We start from the raw sequence: 24,753 nt of genomic DNA on the forward strand, positions 1-24,753 counted from the left end.
GGGTTTTGGGTATCTTTGGATAAACAAAATCACTCTGGTCATGGAGCAGTATCCACATCCATCGGCATCTCGGTTAATTCTTGAAGAAGATGGCGTTTATGGCCCAATTCTACATCAAAGCGTGATTGCCAGGCTGACAGCAGGCTTGTATCCTTTGTATCGGTCGGGGCGAATCCCTTATGAACCTTTGCCCGAAACGATGTTGGCGGAGGAATATGCGGCCCCGGTTCCAGACGTAGTTTTGTACGACCACCAAACAGAACAAGCCCGAATCATTATTGAGGTTTGTAAGAATACCGGTCTAAAGCACGACATCAGTAAGGTTGTAAAATTGACCGATGGTGAGCTGTATGGTATTCTGGAGGGGTTCGTCTATAATTATAAAACTGGTCAATGGCTCCGTTACCGCCTTGGCGATGGGGGCCTCACTACCGAAACCTCCTTCTCCGACGTCCTGAATCTGGACCTGAACGGGTTTTTGTAGTCCTACACGTGGAAGTTCTCCGTCACCACCCGGCCGTCGAACAGGTTCACAATCCGGTGGGCAAACCCGGCGTCGTAGGGGGAGTGCGTCACCATGATAATCGTGGTGCCTTCGTCGTTCAGTTCGCTCAGTAGTTTCATCACTTCTTCGCCGTTGGTCGAGTCGAGATTACCGGTAGGTTCGTCGGCCAGAATCAGTTTGGGTCGGGCCACTACGGCGCGGGCAATGGCCGTGCGCTGCTGCTGACCGCCCGAAAGTTGCTGCGGAAAGTGGTTGCGCCGGTGCATGATGTTCATGCGGGTGAGGGCTTCTTCCACCCGGACTTTGCGCTCGTCGGCGGGCGTTTTGAGATACAGCAAAGGTAGCTCCACATTCTCGTACACGGTCAGCTCGTCGATCAGGTTAAAGCTCTGAAATACAAACCCGATAGAGCCTTTGCGGAGCTGGGCCCGCTGCCGCTCGGTCATGCGGGCTACGGGGGTGCCGTAGAAATTGTACTCCCCATCGGTGGGGTTGTCGAGCAGGCCCAGAATGTTGAGCAGGGTCGACTTGCCGCAACCCGACGGCCCCATAATGGCGACGAACTCCCCGTCGCGGACATCCATCGTAATCCCATTGAGGGCGGTGGTTTCAACCTCTTCCGTCGCGAAGAGTTTTTGTAGGTTGATGGTTTGGATCATGATTTTTTGGTTGAGTCACTGGTTTATTACACAGAGATTCGCGGAGAATAAAGGAGATTCACAGAGAGGTTTTCAGTAGTTCTCTGCGTATCTCTTTTCCCTCAGGGCATCTCTGCGTACCAATTTTTCTAAAATTCCAACACCTCGTTATCCCCGAAGTTCTCGTAGCTGCTGGTGATCACCTGCTCGCCGGGTTGGAGCCCTTCCAGCACTTCGTAATATTCGGGATTCTTGCGGCCGAGCACAATGGTGCGTTTGCTGGCCCGTTTGCCCGTATTGTCGAGCACGTACACCCAGTTGCCGCCCGTGTCGGAGAAGAATCCACCCACCGGCAGTAAGGTCGCCTTGGCGGCTTTGCCCAGCTCCAGCCGGATAGGCGACGATTGCCCCCGCTTGATGCCCTGCGGCCACCCGTCGTTGTCGGCCCCTTTCACAAACGTCATGTCAATCTCGAACCGGCCGTTGCGCACCTCCGGGTACACCCGGCTGATGGTGAGCGGGTACGCTTTGCCGTTAAACTCAAACGAGCCGTTCAGGCCGGCATACACCCGGCTGATGTAGTGCTCATCGACCCCAACGCGCATCTTGAACCCGTTCAGGTCGTCGATCTGACCGATGTTCTGCCCCCGGTTGATGTTGCTGCCCACCTCCACATCGATACTCGACAATTGGCCCGACACAGGGGCTTTCACCACCAGATTATCGAGCGTTTGTTGCCAGAGTGTCACGTTGCGCTGAGTGCGGTTGAGGGTTCCCTCCAGTTGCTGAATCTGGAGTTTGGCGTTTTCTTCCTGATACCGCTGCGACTCGGCTTCAATCTCGCGTTGTTTGAGCAGTCGCTCGTAAGCGCGCTTGGCTTTCAGAAAATCCTCTTCCGACACCACTTTGTCTTTAATCAGTTTCGTTTGACGGTCGTAGGTGTCTTTGGCCTGCTCAATCTGCGCGTCGAGGTCGGCGAGGGTTTTGCGGAGGGCGAACCGCTCTACGCGCAACCGCTGCCGGGTGTTTTGCAGTTCGTTGACCAGCCGGTTAGCCTCTGTTTCCGATTGCAGAAAACTCAGTTTCAGGTTCTGGTTTTCCAGTTTCAGCAGTACCTGTCCCTTGTTCACCTGAACCCCACCCTCAACCAGCTTCTCGGTCACGTAGCCGCCCTCGATGGCGTCGAGCCGGATAGTTTTGAGCGGTTGTACGACCCCCGTCACCACGATAAACTCCTCAAACGAGCCCGTCGAAACGGGGGAAACGGTCAGTTTTTGCCGGTCAACGTTTAGCCGCGAGCGGTGATCGGCGAAGAGCAGGGTATAGGCGATGAGTCCAAGTAACAACGTACCCCCCACAGCCAGCGCCAGGCGCTGTTGAGTCCAGAAACGTTTAGGTAAGGCGCGATCCATAATGGCAAAAGAATGAAACAGAAAACGAGTTGTTCGTTCGTTGTACGGTACGTTTCAAGTGTCGTGCCAAGTTATATAACCTGTTGTATATCAGTAGTATGGTATTAGGTTGGGCTTCGTTTTACGTCCGGCCACGGACAAGGTTTCGTCCGAAAGCGGACAGCCTTGACAACGGGTGTATATTGCAATCGTAAACAACAACTGATAACGCGTATTTACCGATAGCCTCAGCGATGGTCATTACGCATTACGCATCCTGTATTCGTTATGGCCCGTATCCTGATAATCGACGACGACCCCGATGTGCTCATGGCTGCCAAGTTGCTACTCAAGCGACATTTTGGCCATGTCGACATTGAGAAAAACCCCGAACGGATTCCGTTTCTGGTCACCAACGGCCGTTACGATGCGATTCTGCTCGACATGAATTTTCAGCGCGACCTGAGTAGTGGCCGCGAAGGGTTTTTCTGGCTCGACCGAATCCTCGACATCGACCCCTCGGCTTCGGTGGTGCTGATTACGGCCTACGGCGACGTTGAAATGGCTGTGCGGGCCATGAAAGTAGGGGCCAAAGACTTTGTGCTCAAACCCTGGCAGAACGATAAACTGCTGGCTACCATACGGAGTAGTGTGGGCGGAAAGGAAGACACCGAAACGGTGGATAAGAGCGGCACTGCAAGCCGGGGTGGACGGGCAAAAGCACCGGTTTCCGGGACTGCTTCCTCGTTTATAGCCCAAAGCCCGGCCATGCGGCAGGTGCTCGACACGGTAAGCCGTGTGGCCAATACCGACGCCAACGTGCTTATTCTGGGTGAGAACGGAACGGGTAAAGACCTCATTGCCCGCATGATTCACGAGCAGTCGGGCCGAAAAGCGGCCCCGTTTGTCTCGGTCGATGTGGGCGCGCTGAGCGAGTCACTGTTTGAGAGTGAGCTGTTTGGCTACGTAAAAGGGGCCTTTACCGATGCCCGCGATGACCGAAGCGGCCGGTTTGAAGAAGCACAGGGCGGTACTATTTTTCTGGACGAAATTGGGAACATCACGCTGCCTCAGCAGGCCCGGTTGCTCACGGTGCTGCAACAGCGGCAGGTGACCCGGCTGGGTAGCAACAAACCCCGACCCATCGACGTCCGGCTTATTTGCGCCACCAACGCCAACCTGAGCGAGCGCATTACCAACCGCGAGTTTCGGCAGGATTTGTTGTACCGGATCAATACCATTGAGGTGCATCTGCCGCCCCTCCGCGACCGCCCCGACGATATTGTGCCGCTGGCGGAGCATTTTCTGAATATCTACCGCAAACAGTACGGGCGGGCCGTTACGGGCCTGAGTCCGGCCCTGGTGCGGCACCTGAAACAACACCGGTGGCCGGGCAACGTGCGCGAGTTGCAACATGCCGTAGAACGGGCTGTTATTCTGACCGGGGAGTCGGTGCTGGAACCGGGCGACTTTTTCGGTGGGTTGGGCGGGGGCGCGTCGGGGCTGGTGTCGCCCGTCAGTGCCGCCACCGAATCTATGCAGCTCGACGATATGGAACGGCGCATGATTCAGCAGGCTATGCAGAAATACGGCGGCAACATCACCGACGTCGCCCGTGAACTGGGCCTGTCACGACAGGCCCTGTACCGGCGGCTTGAAAAATACGGAATGTAGATGGGCGGAACGCCCCGGAGTAGACTACAGCTTTTCGACGTTCACCGCGTTGAGCCCTTTGGGGGTCATGGTGGTCATAAAGCTTACTTTGTCATTTTCATTGAGTGGACCGGCCAACGCGTTGATGTGCACAAAAATGCTTTCCTGCGTTTGTTTGTCCCGAATGAAGCCGTATCCTTTCGATGCGTTGAAGAACGTCACCACGCCCTGACGGGTGGTTGGTTGGGCATCAGCTTCGGTTTGCTTGGGTACCCCAATCTGAATATCGGCTTCGTTGATTTGCCGCTTCTTGGTGGGGTCGGGTGGGGTGGAGGTAATGTTACCGTTCTCGTCAACATACGCCATCATCTGGTCCAGCGACTGGCCTTTCTGCGCGTTGGCTTTCCGGTTTTCTCGTTTCTCCTGCTTGTCTTTTTGCCGTTTCTGGCGTTGTTTTTCTTTTTCCTTTTTGCTGAAGGTTTCCATGATAACTGTTTTTTCTCGCGGGTGGATCATGGATGCGTACAGCATGATTTTGGTTCGAGAGTGATACCCCTTTACGGCTAAAACGACCGGATGGTCACAGAGAATATACCGGTCCTTTAGATAAAGAACCGTATATAACTAAAATAAGTTGATGGTTGGCCAAATTAGTTTTTACATACCCTTTTTTGTCTCCAGAAGACCCGGAAAAAGTCTTATTAAGGGTTGGTTAGCCGTTCCCGAATGGCGTCTTCGGCCTGTTTAACGACTGTTTCGGCGGGTTGCCCGGCGGGGTCGATGGGGGGGAGAACCGTCCACGACATCGGTGTGAACGACCGCAGCGGAAAAATACTTTTCGGGTTGAACCGCCCCGTGTGCCGGATCACAATCGGAACTACCAGTGCTCTGGGGGCCTTTTTGAGGAGTACTCCCACACCAGCCGTAGCAAATGGTTTGAGCTTGCCCGACGCTGACCGGGTGCCTTCGGGAAAAATCACCGCCGACTCGTTACGGTCGCTTATCTGTTTACCCAGCCGGGCGATCTCGACAACGGCTTGTTTGGGGTTGCTTCGGTCAATGAGGGCAGCTCCGCTTTTTCGCAAATTGTACGAAATGGCCGGGGTGCCGTGGGCCAGCTCAATTTTAGAAACAAACGTGGGCGTGTGGGCCCGCAGAAACCAGATAATGGGCGAAATGTCGAACATGCTCTGGTGGTTGGCGACAAAAATAAGCGGCCGGTCGGTGGGGAGGGGAGCCTCCTGCTTAAATCGGATACTGCTGCCGGTCAGGTACCAGCCGTAGGCAATGCTTGCATTCATCCAGTCGACTACTTTTTTGTGAGCCGGTCGGCCCAGCAGGCGGAATGAGAGCACTTGCAGGACATGGAAGACCAGAAGCAGCAGAAAGAAATAAAGCAGGTACACACCGCTTAGTACGTAATCGAGCAGTCGTTTCATTGGGGTGCAAAATTAACGTCCTTCCGATTTGTTCGGCAGAAAAAGCCCGGAATGTGTGGTAAGCCCCCTAAAATCTTCGTTCTTTTGTATTTATTTGGAAACACACTTTGTCTGTCTGAACACGCAATCCGCTCGTGACACACGTTCACCTGGTTTTGGTTCAAACAATAAGGTCTTTATCTGCTGGTTGATTATGACACTTTCTGGTTCACGTTTGGATGTAATGCGCTTCGTCGGCGAAAAAATGGACTCATTTCTGGAAGAATATCTGAAGCCCATTGATACAAACTGGCAACCCTCTGACCTGCTGCCCGACGCAACGCGCGAAACGTTTTTCGACGAGGTGAAGCAGTTGCAGGAAAGCACCCGCGAGCTCTCGTACGACTACATGGCCGTACTCGTTGGCGACACCATTACCGAAGAAGCCCTGCCCACCTACGAGTCGTGGCTGGTGGATATGATCGGGGTGGAACAGGAAAAAGCCGACGGCTGGATGCGTTGGATTCGGGCCTGGACCGCCGAAGAAAACCGTCATGGCGACCTGCTGAACAAGTTCCTGTACCTCTCGGGCCGGGTCAACATGCGCGCCATGGAAGTATCGACTCAGTACCTGATTGCCGACGGGTTTGATATTGGTACGGGCAAAGACCCTTACCGCAACTTTATTTACACGTCGTTTCAGGAGTTGGCCACTAACCTGTCGCACCGCCGGACGGCTACCCTTGCCAAGCAGGCGGGTTGTACACAGCTGTCGAAAATCTGCGGGGTGATTGCCGCCGACGAGATGCGCCACGCTAAAGCCTACAAGGCGTTTGTAAGCAACATTATGGCGGTTGACCCGTCGGAGATGATGCTCGCCTTTGAGGACATGATGAAGAAGAAAATCGTGATGCCAGCTCATTTCCTGCGCGAAACCGGCGTGAAAATCGGGCAAACGTTTAGCCACTTCTCCGATGCGGCCCAGCGGCTCGGCGTGTACACCACTCAGGACTACATTACGCTGCTCGATTCGCTGCTCGAAGACTGGAACATTGGGGCCGTTACTGACCTTAATGATGCTGGTCAGCGCGCCCGCGATTACCTGATGGCGCTGCCCGACCGCCTGCGCCGGGTAGCCGAACGGACCAAGGTGCCTAATCTGGCCTACGAGTTTAGCTGGATTGCTTAAGGGAGGTTTATGACGGTCGGCGTTCCGGTTTTGGGTTTATCGTTTATGGTTTGGTTTTGTGGCTGGTGTTCCGGTTTCGGACAGAGGACATTTTTGATAGTGAGTGGTTTATAATTATTTCCGCTCGAGTCCGAAGCCGGGTCGTCGGCCGCCCTTTAAAAACCATAAACCAAGAACTATAAACTCTAAACCCTTACCGCATGAACCGCTTTGTAATTGGCATTGGCTGGCGGGTGGTGGTGCTGCTGCTGGTAGCGCTGGCCACTGGGTATGCCATTTGGGGGCCATACCCCCGGCTGTTGCCCTTGCTTGGCGGGTTAGGAGGGCTTCTGCTGGCTGCTAATCTGTACTTCTACTGCACCAACACCAACCGCAAGCTGATTCGGTTTCTGGAGTCGGTGCAGTATTCTGATTTTGCCATCTCGTTTCGGTCCGACAACACGCTGGGTCCAACCTTCCGCGACCTCAACGGGCAATTCAACACCGTGCTGGAGGCTTTTCGGCAGGCACGGGCCGAGAAAGAGGCCAATCTGCATTATCTCAATACGCTGGTTCAGCACGTGAATGTGGGGCTGCTGTCGTTTGAAAGTAGCGGTCGGGTCGAGCTGGTCAATCAAACGGCCCTGCGATTGCTGGGGGTGTACCGGCTCCGCACCCTCGCCGATTTGCAGGCTACTCAGCCCGACTTGCACGCGTGGCTTCAGGCCAATGCCGGGGCGGCTGTAGCTACCTATCAGGGCGGGCCTCAGGGTGAGCTGACTGTGCGTTGCACGAGTGTGCGCCTGCGGGGCCGGTTGGTGTCGGTGGTGTCGTTGCAGAATATCCGGGGCGAGTTGCAACAGAAAGAGCTCGAATCGTGGCAGAACCTGACCAAGGTGCTCCGGCACGAAATCATGAATTCCATTACGCCGATTGTATCGCTCACGGGCACCATGCGCGATATTATTGAGGTTGATTTGCTGGGTAAGGACAACGACCCGGCCGAGGACCTGTCGCCCACGGCGTTGGGTGCGCTCAACGACCTGCGCGACGCCCTCAGCACCATCGAAAACCGGGGCCAAAGCATCATGCGGTTTGTGGATGCCTACCGGAGTTTTACGTCGATACCACAGCCGAAATTAACGGAAGTGTCGGCCCGGGAGTTGCTCATGGGCGTGGCTAACCTGGCTCAGCCCGACCTGAACCGGGAGGGCGTCAAACTCACCGTGGTAGTGCCCTCGCCCGCGCCCATGCTGCTGGCCGACGCGGGACAGATTGAGATGATTCTGCTCAATCTGCTACGCAACGCGCTCGAATCGTTTGTTAAACCCACGCCCGGCGCGGCCATCCTGCTCGAAGCCTCGCTGGTGGACACCCGTCCCATACTGGCCGTGATCGACAACGGACCCGGTATCGAGCCCGAGGCCATCGAACAGATTTTCATTCCGTTTTACACCACCAAGAAAACCGGGTCGGGTATTGGGCTCAGTTTATCGCGTCAGATCATGCAGCAGCACGGTGGTTCGCTTACGGTAGCCTCGGAGCCGGGTAAAGGCAGTACATTTCGGCTGATATTTTAGGGGAGGGCTTCCCCGTTCGGTACTGGACATTAGATGTTGGACATTAGACGTTAGACCTCCCTACAGAATGGTAGTAAGTCTAACGTCTAACTGTATTGGGTGATAAGGTTGTTCTCGCAAGGAACCACTGCCAGGGTCTTCGACCACTGGCAGGGAGTGAGCAACCCAAACCCTGCCAGTGGTCGAAGACCCTGGCAGTGGTTGTACAGGACAGCCAAAAGGAGAACAACCTTATCACTCAATACATCTAACGTCTAATGTCTGAAGTCCGAATATCCAGTACTGAAGTCGCCCCGACGTTCGAAGGGGCCTTATGGTCGACGGTTTAGAAAGCCTCCTCCCGCGGTCGGGGTGACACACTAACGTTTACGCTAATGACTCTCCTCACTTCATCGATAAAAGACCGCAAAAGAGGATCGGGACAAATCCGTTGGGTATAAATAAACCTTCGGAATGATTATTAGTCCATACACCAACACCACCAACCCGTTGGGTTGTTGTTCACCGCCTTCTCGATCCTGACGTATGCACACCTTCCTGATTCGCGCCGGTTGCCAATGGGGCTACGGTTTTCTTTTTATGCTACTGACCACGGGCCTGAGCCTGGCCCAGCAAACCGGGTCGGTGAGTGGCACCGTCACCGACCCCAAGGGGGAAGCTCTTATCGGGGTGACTGTCCGCCTGGTGGCCCAAACCGACAGTAGCCTGCAACGCGGGGCCGTAACCGACGTGAGTGGTCAGTTTTTGGTCGAAAACGTGCCGACGGGTGCGTATCGGCTGCTGGCTACCTTTATTGGGTTTACGCCCGTTTCGCAAACCGTACAGGTCGATTCGGGGCGGGTGCAACTGCCAACAATCCAGCTGAGCGAAACCGCCCGCGAGCTGAAGGAGGTGGTAGTGAAGGGCAAAACCCTGACGGCCGAGCAGAAAGGGGATACGCTTCAGTTCAATGCGAATGCCTTTAAGGTAAACCGCGATGCCCAGGCCGAAGACCTTGTGCGCAAACTGCCGGGCATTGATATGAGCGGGGGACAGCTAAAAGTACAGGGTGAAAACGTGCGGGAGGTGCTGGTAGATGGCAAACCGTTTTTTGGTGACGACCCGACCGTGGCCCTTCGGAATCTGCCGGCCGAGGTAATCGACAAAATTGAAGTGTTCGACCGGTTGAGCGATCAGTCGCAGTTTACGGGCGTCAACGATGGCAACACGCTAAAAACCATCAATATCGTTACCCGCCCCGACCGCCGGAACGGTCAATTTGGTAAGGTGTACGCCGGAGCAGGTACCAACGAGACCTACGCGGCTGGGGGGAGTGTGAACCTGTTCAACGGCGACCGACGTATCTCGATTATCGGGCAAAGCAACAACATCAACCAGCAAAACTTCTCCAATCAGGATCTGCTCGGAGTGCTGGGTGGGGGCGGTGGTGGTGGCAATGCCCGGCGGGGTGGCCGTGGCAATGGTGGAGGCCGGGGTGGCCGTGGCAACGGTGGTGGCGGTGGCAGTAACGGGGGCGGCAGCACCGATAATTTTCTGGTGGGTCAACAAAGTGGTATCAACACCACTAACGCTTTTGGTATCAACTACACCGATACATGGGGGACGAAGCTGGCCATTCGCGGGAGTTATTTTCTGAATCAGAGCCGCAACCGAAATGAGCAGTCGCAACTGCGGGAGTATTACCAGAACATCGGCGACTCGACGCAGCGGTACCGTGAACAATCGGGCGATAATGGCTCCAACCTGAATCACCGGCTCAACGCCCGGCTCGAATATACCATCGACAAAAAGAATTCGCTGATTCTGACGCCCCGGCTGAGCTTTCAGACCAACACGGCTAACTCGCTCACCAACAGCGAAACCCGGCTTGGTAGTAGCTTGCTCAATAGGTCGGACAATACCTTTTCGGCCCGCAACAACGGGTATTCGTTTAACAACGGGCTCCTGTTTCGGCACCGGTTCGACAAACGCGGCCGGACGTTTTCCATTAACCTAAACACGGCGCTCAACGACCGCGACGGGCTGAGTATGCTGGCATCACGCAACGAGTTTTTCGAGATCGATACAACCGTGCGGCAGCTTCAGAACCAGCAAACTACCAACCGCTCAAACAGTTATCAGGTGTCGGCCAATGCGACCTATACTGAGCCCATTGGCAAAGGAATCCTGCAGGTTTCGTACAATGCGGGTATCAACCGGAGTAACGCTGATCGATATACGTACCGGCTCAATCCAGCCTCTGACCGCTACGACCGGCTCGACTCCCTGCTGAGCAACCGATTCGACAACGATTACCTTACGCAGCGGGCTGGCCTTGGCTACAATCTGGCGAACAAAACGGTGCGGATTTCGGTCGGGCTCGACCTGCAACGGGCCGATCTGCTCAGCCAGCAGTTGTTTCCGCGCGTGGGCGAAGTGCGCCGGGTGTTTACCAATGTGCTGCCTTCACTGACGGCCGATTACCGATTTACCGACGACCTGCGTCTGCGCCTGACCTACCGCACCGGTACGCAGGCACCGGGTATCAACCAGTTGCAAAATGTACTCGACAACACGAATCCCCTGCAACAATCTATCGGGAATCCCGGTCTGAAACAGAGCTATACCCATACACTTACCACCCGCCTGACCCATACCTCGGTCGAAAAAGCGAATAATCTGGTGGCGCTGCTCAATTTTGGCTACCTCAACGACCCCATCGGCTCGTCGTTGTTCATTGCCGACAGTGCCCAGTTTGTACCGGGCGTGGTCGCGTCGACGGGGCAGGGCGTGTTTCTGCAAAAAGGCACCCAACTCACGCGGCCCATTAATACCGAAGATGCTGTGAACGGGCGGGCGTTTATTTCGTTCGGCACACCGGTCTCGTTTATCAAAAGCAACCTGAACCTGAATACCTCGCTCACGTACAACCGCACGCCGAGCCTGATCAACAACGCGGTGAACCGGGCCCACGCCTACGGGCTGAGTCAGGGTGTGGTGCTGAGCAGTAACATCAGCGAAAAAATCGACTTTGCCCTCTCGTACACCTTCGGCTATAACCGGGTCACCAACACGTTACGGCCGCAGCTCGACAATGACTACAGTACGCAGTCGGCGGGGGCCAACCTGACCTGGAACCCCTGGAAAGGGCTGGTCATTCGCTCTGACCTCAACTACCAGCAATACGCGGGGTTGTCGGGTGGGTTCAACCAGCAGTTTGCTCTGTGGAACGCGAGTATCGCCCAGCGGGTGTTCAAAAACCAGAATGGCGAAATTCGACTCTCGGTTTTCGATTTGCTGAATCAGAACAACAGCATCAGCCGGACGTTTTCGGAGACCTACCTCGAAGATACCCGCTCATTGGTGCTCAACCGCTATTTTATGCTGACCTTCACCTACAACCTGCGGCAGTTTAAATCGTAGGTTGTGCCTACCCCAGCCAGTTAAACGTACTCCAGAGCAGGTACGCATTCAGGGCGATAATAATAACCGCTACAAGCCAGGCCGTAATGGTCACCCAGCGGGGGTTCACAAAACGGCCCATCTTGAGCCGATTACTGGTGAACCGCACCAGTGGCACCACCGCAAAGCTTAGTTGCAGGGACAAAATCACCTGGCTCAGCACCAGCAACTCGGCCGTACCGCGCTCGCCGTACAAGATGGCAACGATCATGGCCGGGACCACCGCCAGCAACCGCGTTACCAACCGCCGAACCCACGGTTTGAGCTTCAGATTCAGAAAGCCTTCCATCACAATCTGGCCGGCAATCGTGCCCGTAAGGGTCGAGTTTTGGCCAGATGCCAGCAAGGCCACTCCAAACACAATACTGGCAACGGTGGAGCCGAGCAGGGGAGTCAGCAGTTTGTAGGCATCGTTAATATCGGCCACTTGTTGGTTGCCGGAGTAGTGGAATGTGGCGGCCGCCAGAATAAGTATAGCCGCATTGATAAAGAAAGCGAGAAAGAGCGAGGCCGTTGAGTCGATGGTGGCAAACCGGATAGCCTGCGTGCGCCCTTCGTCGTTGCGGGCGTAGTTGCGGGTCTGTACAATGCTGGAGTGCAGGTACAGGTTGTGCGGCATCACGGTAGCGCCCAGAATCCCGATGGCTACGTAGAGCATACCCGGTGTGGTGACCACCTCGGCGCGGGGAACCAATCCACCCAGCAAAGCCGATACGTCGGGTTGGGCCAGTAGCAGTTCGTAGGCGAAACAAACCACAATAATCAGAATCAGGCTCCCCACAATACTTTCGATCAGGCGGAAGCCCCGCTGTTGCAGGTATAGCAGTACAAACACATCGAGCACCGTCAGGGCCACGCCAACGGGCAAGGGCAGGCCAAACAGCAGGTTGAGTGCAATGGCCGACCCGATGACCTCGGCCAGGTCGGTAGCGGCAATGGCAATTTCGGCCAGTGCCCACAACACCAGCGACACCGGGCGCGAGTAACTGTCGCGGCAGGCCTGAGCCAGGTCGCGACCGGTGGCAATGCCCAGCTTGAGCGACAGGTGCTGCAAAAGCATGGCAAACAGATTGGAAATCAGTATGACCGACAGCAGCTTGTAGCCAAACTGTGAGCCCCCTGCAATATCGGTAGCCCAGTTGCCGGGGTCCATGTACCCCACGGCTACCAGCAGGCCCGGCCCCGCATACGCAGCCAGTGTGCGCCAAAACCCTTTGTTGAGCGGCACATGGATGCTACCATGTACTTCGGGCAGTGAGTTGGTCAGGTTGGGCTGTCGCCAGGCTTTCATAGGTGAGTAAACGATAGAGTTTTGGTTGAGTACAGGGTTTGAATAGGGTTTTTGTTCGCCAAATTCAGATTTACGACAAGTATACGTCTAAAATTTAGACTTGCCTAAATTTTTTGTTCGTCATGATTAAAAACTATTTTTACGGAGCAAATGTTCGCGCTCAACCACTGAAATGTTCGGGGGGAGAGGGGCATTCTGGTTTCGCTTATGCATTCGTTCACCGAAGAAAATTATCTCAAGACCATCTATTACCTCGCTACCCGGCAACAGGGCGAGGTGACGACCAATGCCTTAGCCGAAATGACGGCCACTAAGGCGGCTTCGGTAACAGACATGCTGCGTAAGCTGGCCGACAAACAGTTGATTCATTACCGCAAGTATCAGGGCGTGCGGCTTACAAGCGAAGGCGAGCGGCTGGCCCTGAAAATTATCCGGCGGCACCGGCTCTGGGAGGTTTTTCTGGTTGATAAACTGGGCTTCGGCTGGGACGAAGTGCACGACATGGCCGAGGAACTGGAACACATCCGGTCCGACGAGCTGGTGGAGCGGCTCGATAAGTTTCTGGAGCATCCGCAGTTTGACCCCCACGGCGACCCCATTCCGACCACGGCGGGGGCCATGCCGCAAACGGGCTACCGCAAGCTGTCGGAGGTGGCGGCCGGGGAGTCGGTTTGTGTGATGGGCGTGCTCGAACACTCCCCCGAATTTCTGCAACACCTGAACCGGACAGGGCTCACGCTCGGTTGTTCTATAACGTTAAGAGAAATTAACGCGTTTGATAAGTCGCTGCTGGTGCAGATTCAACCCGAAAGCACGTTGTTTGTAAGTCACGACGTGGCCCGTAACCTGCTCGTAGAGGGAGAATAATAAGAAATTAAACGCTCTGCCCCGGCTTGTAGGTCTTTCGCCTATTCTATGAAACTTTTAGACTGGTATATTCTCAAGCGATTTCTGCAAACCTACGTCTTTGTCGTAGCCGTAATCGTGCTGGTGGTCGTGATGATCGACTACACCGAAAAAATCGAAGATTTCAGAAAACACAACGCGCCCACCAACGCGGTTCTGTTCGATTACTACCTCAACTTTATTCCGTACTGGGCCAACTACATCAGCCCGCTTATGGTGTTTATTGCCACGGTGTTTCTGACATCGCGGCTGGCGGCCCGTACCGAGATTATCGCCATTCTGAGCAGCGGGGTCAGTTTTATGCGGCTTCTGTTGCCCTATGCCGTTGGGGCGGGTATTCTGGCCGTGTTCACGTATTTCATGGTGAATTACATCATTCCACGGGCCAACAAAACCCGCATTGCTTTTGAGCTGAAATACACCAAAGACGCCTACACGTTCAACGGGCGTAACGTACACCTCAAAATTGCGCCCGATGTGTACGCTTACCTCGAAAGCTATAACAACACGACCCGTACCGGCTATAAGTTTACCCTGGAGCGTATGCAGGGCAATCAGTTGCAGCAGAAACTCTCGGCCGACCGGATTGAGTGGGACAGCACCCGCCGTAAATGGGCTATTGTTGACTATAAAATTCGGACGATCAATGGACAGAATGAGACGTTGCAGCCCGGCACCCGGATCGATACGACGCTCAACATGAAGCCCTCCGATTTTGAGAGTGATTTCAATCTGTTTGAAACCTTTACCCTCCCCGAACTGAACAATTACATCGACCTGCTCCGTAGCCGGGGAGCCGATGGCATAGAGGTGTACCTGCTTGAGAAATATTCACGCGATACCCGCCCGTTTGCCATTATCATTCTGACGGTTATCGGGGTGATTGTGTCGGCCCGTAAAAGTCGGCGGGGGGTAGGCTGGCAGGTCGCACTGGGTTTCTTTCTGGCGTTTACGTACCTCTTGTTTTTCATGCTCGGCAAAGGCATTGCCGAATCGGGTAACCTCAACCCTCTGCTGGCCGTCTGGATGCCCAACATTCTCTTTGCCGGTATTGGCGTAATTTTGTACCATACGATCCCGAGGTAGGGGTAGAAAGAGTGATGAATGATGAGTGATGAACGATGAACAGAAAAACTCATCGCTCATCACTCATCACTCATCGCTCCTCCCTTACGCCTTCACTATGCAAACCCGTACTGCCGATTATTTACATCTCCATTTTATTGTACTGATCTGGGGCTTTACGGCTATTCTGGGTAAGCTGCTGGATCCACTGTCGCCCCTGGCGGTGGTGCTGTATCGGACCTTGCTGGCCGTGATCGGCATGGGCGCGGTGCTGTGGTATGGACACCGGAACGAGAACCCGGTGGCGCCCGTGTCGAGCCGCGACCGCTGGCGTTTGCTGGGTGTGGGGGCTATTATTGCCGTGCATTGGATGGCGTTTTTTGCGGCCGCCCGGCTGGCCAATGTTTCGGTATGTCTGGCGGGCATGGCCACGAGTTCGCTCTGGGCGAGCGTGCTGGAGCCGCTGCTGTTGCGCCGACGGGTGCGACCGGTTGAGGTGCTGCTGGGGGCTGTGGTGATGGGTGGTCTGTACCTGATTTTTCGGTTTGAGTTCGATAAGGTGGGCGGGTTGCTGGCCGCCATACTGTCGGCTATGCTGGGCGCCCTGTTCACGATCATCAACAGTCAGTTTACGCACCGGTACGAGGCTCTGGTTATTTCGACGCACGAGATGGCCGGGGCTTTTCTGACATCGGTGCCGCTGGTGGGGCTGTACAGCCTTATTTGGGGCCAACCGACCGATGTGTTCTGGCCGCAGTCGGGGGCGCAGTGGGGGTGGCTTTTGCTGCTTGCCTGGGTGTGTACCGTATATGCCTACACGGCGGGTGTCCGACTGTTGCGTAAGTTTTCGGCGTATCTGGCCATATTAACTGTAAATTTGGAGCCAGTTTATGGAATCTTGCTTGCCGTACTCATTTTCGGGGATACCGAGCGCATGACCACTGGGTTTTACCTGGGTACACTGGTTATTCTGGTTGCGGTGATCGGGTTTCCGTTTCTGGCAAACAAAGAAAAATAAGTGGTTTTTAGTTTATAGCGGCCGACGATTCGGTTTCTTGCCGACCGGATAGGCGAGAGTAGCTTGTTCAGTACGAGTGAGTTGCCTCGTTTCGGTCTATTCTCTGTATGAAGTCACCCATCATTCCAATCGCCACCAAACTGGCCGGATTCGGTTTCTTTTTGGCGGTGTTCGTGCCCCTGTTCATTCTGTCGTTTTTTAACCATCCCTCGGCTGCCGACGACTACTGTTTTGCCGATACCGCCGTACGTGAAGGGTTCTGGCAGGCACAGGTCTACTACTACGACTGGTGGACGGGCCGGTACTTTTCTAACTTTCTGGTACACGGCAACCCGCTGGTATGGGGCTGGTACGATGGCTTTCGGCTCATTCCGGCCCTGTCGATACTGGGCTTGCTGGGGTCGGTATTCAGTCTGATGAGCGAGCTCTTGCGCGGGCAGCGAATCACGACGATTCTGCTCACAACGGCCCTGCTGTTTTTCTCGATGATGGTGGCGCAACAAAGCACCGTCGAAGCGTTTTTCTGGACAGCGGCCGTGGCCTCGTACACCGTTCCGACAGCCCTGACGTTTTACCTGCTGGCTGTGATGATCCGCTGGTACCGGCTACCGGCTGCCGGTCTCATTCGGCCGCTGACGGTTGTCTGGGCGTCGTTTCTGGTGTTTGCTATCGTCGGCTCGGGCGAAACCAACCTTATTTTACTCGTTTTATTACTGCTGGCTATTGCGGGGTATCGATTGCTGTTTCAGCGCACGTTTGATCCGTTTCTGGCGGGGCTGGTGCTGGCTGCCCTGATATCGAGCTGGCTTCTGTTCCGGGCACCGGGCAATGCCGTCCGGATGGGCGGCAATCCGCACAGTGGCGATTTTGTGGCTTCGTTTCTGGGTTCGTTTGGCTGGCTGGCCCAGTCGGTCGGAACGTTGCTGCTCAAGTCGCCCCTGATTCCGTTGTCACTGTTGTTTGTGCCCGTGGCTTTGCGGCTCACCCGGTCGGGGAGCCCCGTGCGGCATCTGTTTCAGTTACCGGCCTGGCTGGTGTCGATAGCATATGTGGGTCTGCTGGCTGCCATGATTTTTCCGTCGTACTACGGCATCGGACTACCCCCGGCTTTCCGAACCATGAACGTGTTTTACGACATGGCCCTGGTGGGGTGGTTGTTCACCCTCACCGTTTGGGTGAATACGTTGGCGCGGCAGGGGGTGATTCATTCCGAGCGGTTGCAGGTACCCGTGTGGGCACCCGCGCTGGCGGGTGTCTGGATGCTGACGAGCCTGTACTTTAGCCGACCTATTCGGCTGGTGTACAACGATCTGCTGCGAGGCCACGCGGCTACCTATAACCGCGAAATGAACGCCCGGCGCGAGCAGTTGCTGGCCTCGGGCGAGTCGCTGCGTATTCGGCCAATCAGCGTGTACCCGCCGAGTCTGTTTGTCGAAGACATCAACCCCAATCCACAGCACCTCTGGAATAAGTGTCAGGCGGGGTATTACAAGCACAAAACCATTTTGCTAATGATGAATGATAAACGATGATTGATGAGCTTGCTAACGCGTAAGCCACGTTCATCACTCATCACTTATCGTTCATCACTCAATTCATAATCATGACCGCCATCATTATCCCCTGTTACAACGAAGCCACACGGTTGCCGGTTGCCGATTTTGAAGCGTATTGGCAGCAGTACCCCGAGGTGCGCTTTTGCTTTGTCGACGATGGCAGCACCGACCAAACCCGCGCCCTGCTCGAACGGCTACAAGCCGAGCATCCGGCGCAGGTTGAGGCCCTGATTTTACCGCAAAATCGGGGTAAAGCCGGGGCGGTGCGGGCGGGTATGCTGCACGTAGCGGAACAGGGCCAAGCCGATTTTGTGGGGTTTCTGGATGCCGATCTGGCTACGCCCCTGGCGGCTATTCAGGATCTGGAAGCCCGGATGAGTCCACAGCCGGAACTGGATCTGGTGATGGGGTCGCGAATCAAGTTTTTGGGTACCGACATCCGCCGGAACCCCTTTCGGCACTACGCCGGGCGGGTGGTGGCTACGTTTATCAGTAATATTCTGAAACTGGGCGTGTACGACACCCAGTGCGGGGCCAAGCTCTTTCGGCGCGAAACCATTGCGGGTCTTTTTGGTGAGCCTTTTCTGAGCCCGTGGCTATTCGATGTCGAGATTCTGGCCCGGCTGATCCGGCAGTACGGCCGCGATGGTATCCGCGCGCGGGTGGTTGAGATGCCCCTGCGGCAGTGGATCGAAAAAGATGAGTCGCGGATCAAAATGTCGTATTACCTCAAGCTCTGGTTCGAGTTGTACCGAATCGGGCAGGCATATAAGTGAGAAGCTGTTTGAGTTAGTCCCTTTGGCCCGTAAGGGCAGCTTTTGGTCGCTGTCTGCGCCACTTTTTTGGGTCGTAGCAACCGCTACGACCGGCAAAAACTGGCTTGTCAGCAACCAAAATTCGCTCCCTACGGTCTCAAATCGCTAACTCAAACAGCTTCTAAAGGGCGGTAAAGGCTCGTGGCCACATCTTCCCTGATTAGCCGCGAACGAATCCGCCCCATGTATCGAACAAAAACCTTTATGATTTGAAACTATTCACGAACCGATACCTCCAAACGGCCTTACTGATTCTTCCCATTGCCGTTTTCTTTGTGTATTTCTTCGCGCTGCGGTACAACATTCCGTGGTTCGATGAGTACGAGAATATCCCGTATTTTCTCCAGCGGTTTGTCGATGCCCGTTCGGTTTCCGAAGGCCTCGACGCCCTGCTGAAGCCCAACAACGAGCACCGGGTGTTGTACGCCCGGCTGGTGGTGTACGCGCAATACCTGCTCACGGGCGGGCTTTCGTTTTCGGGGCTGATGCTGTGGGGAAACCTGGGCCTAGTGCTCATTTTCGGGCTTCTTTACCGCAGTACGAGTTCGCTGGAGGGGGCTAATTCGCGGTTCTGGCTGCTGCCTGTACCCTTGATGCTCTTTGTGGCGCAAAACTACCTGCTCACGTTCACGGCTATTTACACCCTGCAATACTTAGCCATTATTGTGCTGGTGCTGCTTACGTTTTTTGTGCTGGCTTACGACCGGCCCGGTTCGTTTGCGGGGGCATTGGGGCTGGGGGCGCTGGCTACGTTTAGCATGGGCAATGGTATTTTGCTCTGGCCTGCCGGGGCGGCCATGCTCCTGATTCGTCGGCGGTGGTTATGGCTCGGTATCTGGCTGGTATTCGGGGCGGTGTGTATCTGGCTGTATTTTCTGAATTACCCCGTGCAACAGGGCAATGCTGAGGGGTTTGCCTATGTACTGGCTCACCCGATTCAGACCCTGGCGGGTTTCTTCATCTTCGCGGGGAGTCTGTTCGATTTTTTTCCGGCCTGGACCGTCGAACGGCGGTCGGCCCTTCCATTACTGGCCGGTCTGGCGGTGGTAGGTGTACTGGCCTGGTGGCTCGTTCGGGTGGTGTTTCGGAAAGAAGCCAACCGCTCGCATTTCGAGACGTTTTTGACCGGGGTAGCTTTGTTTTTGCTGGCCAATATGGCCCTGATTGCGTTTTTCCGGATACGGTTTTACTTCGGTATGGTACTGCACAGTTCGTACCGGACCTACTCAATGGTACTTTGGGCCGTAGGCTATCTGGCGTTGCTGAGCCTGCTGAAACCCCAAACCCGGCAACGTCTGGTGCCGGTTCTGTGGGGGCTTTTCCTGTTTGTCAATGTGTTGACCTACGTGACGTACGTACCTGAGGCCGTAGTGCGCCGGAAACATATGCAGGGGCTTACGTTCAATCAGCAGCACAATCAGATTGGCCTCGGTGGTACGCACAACTCGCCCTTGGCTCGCTGGATTATCGAACTCGACAGCACCATGCGGGTACGAAATTGGCACACCCTGCCTAATCCGGCCATTACGCCCGACGAAACCCGTTTGCTGCTCGATTCAGTCGGGCGGGCGCAGCTTGGCCCCCGGATTGCCACGTCGTTTCGTTTGCTCGACCAACCGGGGTATTTTAATCTCGAAAGCGATGCGCCCGGTTATCGGGTAGGTATGAACGAGGGCACCTACGTGGTGTTTTGGCCCTCAGACGGGCGCAAGGCGGCCTACGTGATGTTTGCCGAGCCCCGCAAGCCAACCGGTAAAAACCCGTTTGCCCGGCCGAATGGCTGGCTTACGTCGATGCCTAAAGGTCTGCTGCCCCCCGGCCGCTACGACATTGGCCTGTTCGAAACGACACCCGCTGGCTCGCGTCTGGTGCGCACCGATCAGACGGCCACAGTATTGGCGAAGTAGTGGGGTACCACCCCCTAACCCCCTCCTGAAAAACAGGAGGGGAACAAAACGTCTATCCTGATAAATAGCAGAAGGCTTTCAAAGACAGTTGTTGAGCTGCTAAGTCTCTTCCATTGCATCTCTTTCAAATACCCTATTAAGTTGGTTATCCAGAGGTTAGTTATTGATCTGGTAAGATACCCCCTCCTGTTTTCAGGGGGGGGTAAACCAACCCTCAAAACCGGTTGCCCACAAGGCGGCCGGTTTTTTTATGACCAGTTACGTAAAAATGAAGGACTGGAACTGACAAAGTTTTGGGATGATTTTCGCTTCCGCTTATCTTTCCCGGTAAAGAAACTCTTTCCATGAATACCACGATTGCCATCGCCGATGATCATCAGTTATTAGCGCAAGCCCTGGCCGAACTCATTCATAAATTTGAGGGCTATCAGGTGCTGTACACGGTGGGTAATGGGCGGGAGCTGATCGATCAGCTGGAACGACAGAATATTCCCGATATTTTGCTTCTCGATGTGAATATGCCTGAGATGGATGGGTTCGAAACGGCGGCCTACCTGCAGCAGCACTATGCCGATCTGAAAATTCTGACCCTCTCCATGATGGATCGGGAAGACCATATCGCGCAGATGGTACGCTACGGCGTGCGGGGTTATTTGCTCAAAGGGTGCCGCCCGTCGGAGCTGCGAAACGCCCTCGACGAGGTACGTACCAAAGGCTTCTACTATTCTGAGTACCTCACCCGATACCTGTTGCAATCGCTGCGGAAGCCAGCCACACCGCCCGCCGTTCAGCTGAATGCCCGCGAACAGGAATTTCTCAAACTGGCTTGCAGCGACCTGACCTACGCCGAAATTGCCGACCGTATGTGTGTCAGTACCCGTACCGTAGATGGCTACCGTGAATCGCTTTTTCAGAAGCTCAACGTCAAAAGCCGGACCGGTATGGTGCTCGAAGCCCTGCGGCTTGGTTTGGTGCAGCTATGACCCTTCTGTACCGGGGCAGCCGGGGAAGGCGGTGGGTAGCTTGTCGAGTTCATCGACCAGAAATTTCATCGTGTCGATTAGCTCTTCCAGCCGGTCGGTGCCCAGAATTTGCCGGAAGTGTTCGTTCATTTCGGTGACGCACTCGTGCAGGTTCAGAAACAGCTCCTTGCCGCGTTTGTTGAGATAGATGACATTGGACCGCGAGTCGCTGGCGTTTTTTTCCAGATAGATATATCCTTCTTTTTCCAGCAGACTGACCGTTTTGCTCATCATCTGCTTGGTAACGCACGCCCGCTTGGCCAATTCGTTGTTGGTGGTGCCGGCCTCTTCAATATTGGCCAGTACGCCCAGATAGCTCAGCTTAAAATCGGCAAATCCCCGGGCCTGAATACGCGGTTCCAAAAAGCCGTCAATGAATCGTTTCAGACGCCACGAAATCCGGCCTAATGACCGCATCCGAATCGTATGGAAGCGGTTAAAATCAAAAGTTACGTTGTCTGATTGGGTGACCATGTCCTAAAAATAGCCGTTTCGGAGGGCATTCAAAAATATTTCCCGAAAGATAGTCAACTTGCTTGACTTTAATAGTCAACCGGGTTTACATTTGCCTTCTATAGTCAAACGAGTTGACTATAAGCTTTGTTGTAGGAAACTTTAGAACGGTTACGAAGAGGGATGGCAACGGATTCATCAAATTGGGGCAAGCGGTTGGTAGCGCCCCTGCTGGGGGTGGTGGTAGTGGCTACCGGTGGTTTTTACGGGTTCAATGCGTATCGGCACAACCAGCAGTATGAAACAACCGACAATGCGCAGATCGAAACAAGCTCGGCACCGGTATTGGCGCGGGTGGCCGGGTACGTGCAGGCCGTGAATGTGAGCGACTACGCGAGTGTACAAAAAGGGGTGCCGTTGCTGACCATCGACCCGCAGGAATACCAGTTGGCGTTGCAACAGGCCGAAGCCGATTATCTGCAAACCGAAGCCGACCTGCAAACCGCCCGGGCTGATCTGCAAACCGCACAAGCCAACGCCCGCAACGTAGCGCAGAATCTGAACGTAGCACAGGCATCAGCCGGGGTACAGGCCCTCCGGCGCGACAAAGCCCGGCAGGATTTGCAGCGCGACCAGAATCTGTTCAACGATCAGTCGCTGACCCGGCGGCAGCTCGACGATTCGCGCAATAATGCCGACGTGCAGGAGCGGCAGCTCCAGACCAGTCAGGAGCAGGTAGCCCTTGCCCGTACGGGGCAGGGTGTGGCTGGGGCGGCTATTGCCCGCGCGCAGGCGACGATAAAGAAAATGGAGGCCGTGCTAAAGGTAAAGCAAACGGCTATCGATAACGCCCGGCTGCGGTTGAGCTACGCGCAGGTGTCGGCCCCGATTGCGGGCAAAATTGGCCGGAAGAGTGTGGTGGTGGGGCAATACGTGCAACCCGGTCAGAACCTGATGACCGTCATTGCCGACTCTACGTTTTGGGTAGTCGCCAATTTCAAAGAGACCCAGCTCGAACACATGCGGGTAGGGCAGGAGGTCGACATCAAGATCGACGCGTACCCGAACCTGACCGTAAAAGGCCGTGTGGCCTCGTTGTCGGAAGCTACCGGAGCCCGGTTTGCCCTGCTGCCGCCCGACAATGCATCGGGCAACTTTGTGAAGATCACCCAGCGGGTGCCCGTGAAAATTGAAATCCTGAATCCCGAAACATACCGCGAGCAACTCCGGGCCGGCCTGAGCACCGACGTGGCCGTTAAAGTGCAGTGAATAATGAACAGCTAACAGTTAGCGGTAGGCAGTTAACTGTTCGTTGTTCGCTGCTCATTGTTCACTGAAAAATTATGGAACAAAAAACGGGATTTCGCCGGTGGGTGGTGGTCATTACGGCCATTACGGCAGCCATTATTGAACTGATCGATACCTCGATTGTAAACGTGGGCCTGACTGATATTGCGGGCAACCTCGGCGTTACTATCGAAGATGTGTCGTGGGTGGTGACGGCCTACGCCATTGCCAACGTGATTGTGATTCCGATGACGAGCTTTTTGCAGCGGTATTTTGGTCGCAAAAACTACTACATCGGCTCTATCATTCTGTTTACTGTAGCGTCTTGGGGGTGCGGTTTTGCCGATAATCTCTGGGTGTTGGTAGCCTTTCGGTTTTTGCAGGGGATCGGGGGCGGGGCCCTGCTATCGACCTCGCAGGGGCTTATGTACGACTCGTTTCCGCCCTCCCAACGCGCAACGGCTTCGGCCCTGTTCGGAATGGGCATTGTACTCGGCCCTACGCTCGGCCCCACGCTGGGGGGCTACATCATCGACAATTACCACTGGAGCTGGATGTTTTACATCAACGTGCCGATTGGAATTGTGGCGGTGCTGATGAGCGTACTTTTCATCGACAAGAAAGCCGATGAACTGAACATCGACCGGCGGGCCATTCGGATCGACACAATGGGGATTCTGTTGCTGGCTGTTGGCGTAGGTGCGTTGCAGTATGTGCTGGAGCGGGGCGAGGCCGACGACTGGTTTGACAGCCGGGTAATTCTGTACCTGACCGTATTGGCCGTGGTGGCGATACCATTTTTTATCTGGTGGGAGCTGCGCGGCACACCCGAACCGGTGGTCGACTTGCGGGCGCTCAAAAACCGGAACCTCGCCATTGGGTCTATTCTGGTGGTGGTAGTGGGCTATGGCCTGTTTACCTCGGTGCTCCTGTTTCCGTTGTTTGCGCAACGGATTGTGGGCCTTACCGCTACCCAAACGGGGGTTTTGCTGATTCCGGGCGGGTTAGCTACCCTGCCCATGTTTATCCTGACCGGGCGGCTGCTGGCCAAAGGGGTTTCGCCCCGAACGGTGGCTATCATAGGATACGTGGCCTTTGCCTCCTTTTGCTTTATCATGTCGACGTACAACGCCGATACCTCCAACGGCGATTTTGTGTTTGCGCTCGTGATTCGGGGTATTGGGCTGGCGTTTGTCAACGTACCCCTAATCAACCAGTCGGTATCGGGGCTGGAGCCGCGTCAGATGCCCACGGGCATTGCCATTGTCAACATGATGCGGCAACTGGGCGGGGCATTTGGCGTGGCCATTACGAACACCTACGTGACACAGCGGTCGGCGGTGCACCGGGGCGATCTGATTACCCATATCTCGCCCGATAATCCCCTCTGGACCGAGCGTTTCAACGCCATGACCCAGGGTCTGGTGGCCCGGGGCATGAACGCCGTAGATGCCGGTACGGCCGCTCTGCGCAACATGGACCTGATTATTCAGAAACAGGCCCTGATGATTTCGTATCTCGACACGTTCCGGCTGGCCGGGTTGTTTTTCGCTTTGTCGTTTCCGCTTTTGTTTTTGCTCAAAAAGAAAAAAATGGACCCGGTAGCCGCCAAAGCAGCCGCCGATGCCGCCCATTGATC

The 24,753-nt window shown here is 55.1% G+C and carries 20 protein-coding genes; 14 read left to right on the forward strand and 6 right to left on the reverse strand.

Annotated elements, in window-relative coordinates; all coding sequences use genetic code 11:
• Positions 1-40 precede the first annotated feature (40 nt).
• Positions 41-484, forward strand: coding sequence for a hypothetical protein (locus F5984_RS02585; RefSeq protein ID WP_152122521.1), 444 nt, complete (start codon positions 41-43; stop codon positions 482-484).
• 2 nt (positions 485-486) lie between these two features.
• On the opposite strand, the gene F5984_RS02590 is transcribed toward F5984_RS02585, so the two are convergent.
• The gene (locus F5984_RS02590; RefSeq protein ID WP_019987654.1) at positions 487-1,164 is read right to left on the reverse strand and encodes an ABC transporter ATP-binding protein; all 678 of its coding nucleotides are present in this window, start codon (positions 1,162-1,164) and stop codon (positions 487-489) included.
• A gap of 128 nt (positions 1,165-1,292) precedes the next feature.
• Positions 1,293-2,555, reverse strand: a complete 1,263-nt coding sequence (locus F5984_RS02595; protein WP_152122523.1) for an efflux RND transporter periplasmic adaptor subunit — start codon at positions 2,553-2,555, stop codon at positions 1,293-1,295.
• Positions 2,556-2,822: 267 nt separating this feature from the next.
• Here F5984_RS02595 and F5984_RS02600 point away from each other — a divergent pair, with 267 nt between their 5' ends.
• The gene (locus F5984_RS02600) at positions 2,823-4,208 is read left to right on the forward strand and encodes a sigma-54-dependent transcriptional regulator (RefSeq protein WP_152122525.1); all 1,386 of its coding nucleotides are present in this window, start codon (positions 2,823-2,825) and stop codon (positions 4,206-4,208) included.
• 24 nt (positions 4,209-4,232) lie between these two features.
• Here the strand turns inward: F5984_RS02600 and F5984_RS02605 are convergent, their stop codons facing one another.
• Complete coding sequence (locus tag F5984_RS02605) at positions 4,233-4,673, reverse strand: cold-shock protein (RefSeq protein ID WP_019987651.1); 441 nt, start codon at positions 4,671-4,673, stop codon at positions 4,233-4,235.
• 215 nt (positions 4,674-4,888) lie between these two features.
• Positions 4,889-5,626, reverse strand: a complete 738-nt coding sequence (locus F5984_RS02610; protein WP_152122527.1) for a lysophospholipid acyltransferase family protein — start codon at positions 5,624-5,626, stop codon at positions 4,889-4,891.
• Positions 5,627-5,849: 223 nt separating this feature from the next.
• Here F5984_RS02610 and F5984_RS02615 point away from each other — a divergent pair, with 223 nt between their 5' ends.
• The 3 genes from F5984_RS02615 (at position 5,850) to F5984_RS02625 (ending at position 11,755) form a co-directional block, all read left to right on the forward strand.
• Positions 5,850-6,794 (forward strand): acyl-ACP desaturase, encoded by a 945-nt coding sequence (locus F5984_RS02615; protein ID WP_152123136.1) that lies wholly within the window; start codon positions 5,850-5,852, stop codon positions 6,792-6,794.
• Between the two features lie 200 nt (positions 6,795-6,994).
• Positions 6,995-8,353: a sensor histidine kinase gene (locus tag F5984_RS02620; RefSeq protein ID WP_152122529.1), complete on the forward strand. Its 1,359-nt coding sequence runs from the start codon at positions 6,995-6,997 to the stop codon at positions 8,351-8,353.
• Positions 8,354-8,878: 525 nt separating this feature from the next.
• Entirely contained in the window at positions 8,879-11,755 is a 2,877-nt protein-coding gene (locus tag F5984_RS02625) for a TonB-dependent receptor (protein WP_152122531.1), read from the forward strand.
• Between the two features lie 7 nt (positions 11,756-11,762).
• Here the strand turns inward: F5984_RS02625 and F5984_RS02630 are convergent, their stop codons facing one another.
• Entirely contained in the window at positions 11,763-13,085 is a 1,323-nt protein-coding gene (locus F5984_RS02630; protein ID WP_152122533.1) for an Nramp family divalent metal transporter, read from the reverse strand.
• A gap of 207 nt (positions 13,086-13,292) precedes the next feature.
• Between F5984_RS02630 and F5984_RS02635 the strand changes: the two genes are divergently transcribed.
• From F5984_RS02635 to F5984_RS02665, 7 genes are all read left to right on the forward strand, one after another.
• The gene (locus F5984_RS02635) at positions 13,293-13,952 is read left to right on the forward strand and encodes a metal-dependent transcriptional regulator (RefSeq protein ID WP_152122535.1); all 660 of its coding nucleotides are present in this window, start codon (positions 13,293-13,295) and stop codon (positions 13,950-13,952) included.
• Between the two features lie 48 nt (positions 13,953-14,000).
• Entirely contained in the window at positions 14,001-15,077 is a 1,077-nt protein-coding gene (locus tag F5984_RS02640) for an LptF/LptG family permease (protein ID WP_019987643.1), read from the forward strand.
• Positions 15,078-15,174: 97 nt separating this feature from the next.
• Positions 15,175-16,074: a DMT family transporter gene (locus tag F5984_RS02645; protein ID WP_152122537.1), complete on the forward strand. Its 900-nt coding sequence runs from the start codon at positions 15,175-15,177 to the stop codon at positions 16,072-16,074.
• Between the two features lie 107 nt (positions 16,075-16,181).
• On the forward strand, positions 16,182-17,606 hold the full coding sequence (locus tag F5984_RS02650; RefSeq protein ID WP_152122539.1) for a DUF6056 family protein: 1,425 nt from the start codon (positions 16,182-16,184) through the stop codon (positions 17,604-17,606).
• A gap of 71 nt (positions 17,607-17,677) precedes the next feature.
• Positions 17,678-18,406 carry a dolichyl-phosphate beta-glucosyltransferase gene (locus tag F5984_RS02655; protein ID WP_019987640.1) on the forward strand — a complete coding sequence of 243 codons (729 nt, stop codon included), beginning with the start codon at positions 17,678-17,680 and terminating at the stop codon, positions 18,404-18,406.
• Between the two features lie 248 nt (positions 18,407-18,654).
• Positions 18,655-20,352 (forward strand): hypothetical protein, encoded by a 1,698-nt coding sequence (locus F5984_RS02660; protein ID WP_152122541.1) that lies wholly within the window; start codon positions 18,655-18,657, stop codon positions 20,350-20,352.
• A 344-nt stretch (positions 20,353-20,696) separates the two neighbouring features.
• Positions 20,697-21,335: a response regulator gene (locus F5984_RS02665; protein ID WP_152122542.1), complete on the forward strand. Its 639-nt coding sequence runs from the start codon at positions 20,697-20,699 to the stop codon at positions 21,333-21,335.
• Here F5984_RS02665 and F5984_RS02670 read toward each other — a convergent pair.
• Entirely contained in the window at positions 21,330-21,848 is a 519-nt protein-coding gene (locus F5984_RS02670) for a MarR family winged helix-turn-helix transcriptional regulator (protein WP_019987637.1), read from the reverse strand. The genes F5984_RS02665 and F5984_RS02670 overlap by 6 nt on opposite strands.
• A 162-nt stretch (positions 21,849-22,010) precedes the next feature.
• On the opposite strand from F5984_RS02670, the gene F5984_RS02675 reads away from it, so the two are divergent.
• Together F5984_RS02675 and F5984_RS02680 are read left to right on the forward strand one after the other, a co-directional pair.
• A complete protein-coding gene (locus F5984_RS02675) occupies positions 22,011-23,096 on the forward strand; it encodes an HlyD family secretion protein (RefSeq protein WP_019987636.1) in 1,086 nt (361 codons plus the stop codon).
• 74 nt (positions 23,097-23,170) lie between these two features.
• Positions 23,171-24,751 carry a DHA2 family efflux MFS transporter permease subunit gene (locus F5984_RS02680; RefSeq protein ID WP_152122544.1) on the forward strand — a complete coding sequence of 527 codons (1,581 nt, stop codon included), beginning with the start codon at positions 23,171-23,173 and terminating at the stop codon, positions 24,749-24,751.
• Positions 24,752-24,753 lie beyond the last annotated feature (2 nt).

Source organism: Rudanella paleaurantiibacter (assembly GCF_009184635.1).
Lineage (GTDB): Bacteria > Bacteroidota > Bacteroidia > Cytophagales > Spirosomataceae > Rudanella > Rudanella paleaurantiibacter.

Bases quoted from the DNA above. Each gene is read 5' to 3' on its own strand.
- F5984_RS02605 (WP_019987651.1), bottom strand. From the start codon at position 4,673: ATGGAAACCTTCAGCAAAAAGGAAAAAGAAAAACAACGCCAGAAACGG.
- F5984_RS02655 (WP_019987640.1), top strand. From the start codon at position 17,678: ATGACCGCCATCATTATCCCCTGTTACAACGAAGCCACACGGTTGCCG.
- F5984_RS02625 (WP_152122531.1), top strand. From the start codon at position 8,879: ATGCACACCTTCCTGATTCGCGCCGGTTGCCAATGGGGCTACGGTTTT.
- F5984_RS02630 (WP_152122533.1), bottom strand. From the start codon at position 13,085: ATGAAAGCCTGGCGACAGCCCAACCTGACCAACTCACTGCCCGAAGTA.
- F5984_RS02645 (WP_152122537.1), top strand. From the start codon at position 15,175: ATGCAAACCCGTACTGCCGATTATTTACATCTCCATTTTATTGTACTG.
- F5984_RS02615 (WP_152123136.1), top strand. From the start codon at position 5,850: ATGCGCTTCGTCGGCGAAAAAATGGACTCATTTCTGGAAGAATATCTG.
- F5984_RS02670 (WP_019987637.1), bottom strand. From the start codon at position 21,848: ATGGTCACCCAATCAGACAACGTAACTTTTGATTTTAACCGCTTCCAT.
- F5984_RS02680 (WP_152122544.1), top strand. From the start codon at position 23,171: ATGGAACAAAAAACGGGATTTCGCCGGTGGGTGGTGGTCATTACGGCC.
- F5984_RS02675 (WP_019987636.1), top strand. From the start codon at position 22,011: ATGGCAACGGATTCATCAAATTGGGGCAAGCGGTTGGTAGCGCCCCTG.
- F5984_RS02640 (WP_019987643.1), top strand. From the start codon at position 14,001: ATGAAACTTTTAGACTGGTATATTCTCAAGCGATTTCTGCAAACCTAC.
- F5984_RS02650 (WP_152122539.1), top strand. From the start codon at position 16,182: ATGAAGTCACCCATCATTCCAATCGCCACCAAACTGGCCGGATTCGGT.
- F5984_RS02600 (WP_152122525.1), top strand. From the start codon at position 2,823: ATGGCCCGTATCCTGATAATCGACGACGACCCCGATGTGCTCATGGCT.
- F5984_RS02665 (WP_152122542.1), top strand. From the start codon at position 20,697: ATGAATACCACGATTGCCATCGCCGATGATCATCAGTTATTAGCGCAA.
- F5984_RS02595 (WP_152122523.1), bottom strand. From the start codon at position 2,555: ATGGATCGCGCCTTACCTAAACGTTTCTGGACTCAACAGCGCCTGGCG.
- F5984_RS02620 (WP_152122529.1), top strand. From the start codon at position 6,995: ATGAACCGCTTTGTAATTGGCATTGGCTGGCGGGTGGTGGTGCTGCTG.
- F5984_RS02590 (WP_019987654.1), bottom strand. From the start codon at position 1,164: ATGATCCAAACCATCAACCTACAAAAACTCTTCGCGACGGAAGAGGTT.
- F5984_RS02585 (WP_152122521.1), top strand. From the start codon at position 41: ATGGAGCAGTATCCACATCCATCGGCATCTCGGTTAATTCTTGAAGAA.
- F5984_RS02610 (WP_152122527.1), bottom strand. From the start codon at position 5,626: ATGAAACGACTGCTCGATTACGTACTAAGCGGTGTGTACCTGCTTTAT.
- F5984_RS02635 (WP_152122535.1), top strand. From the start codon at position 13,293: ATGCATTCGTTCACCGAAGAAAATTATCTCAAGACCATCTATTACCTC.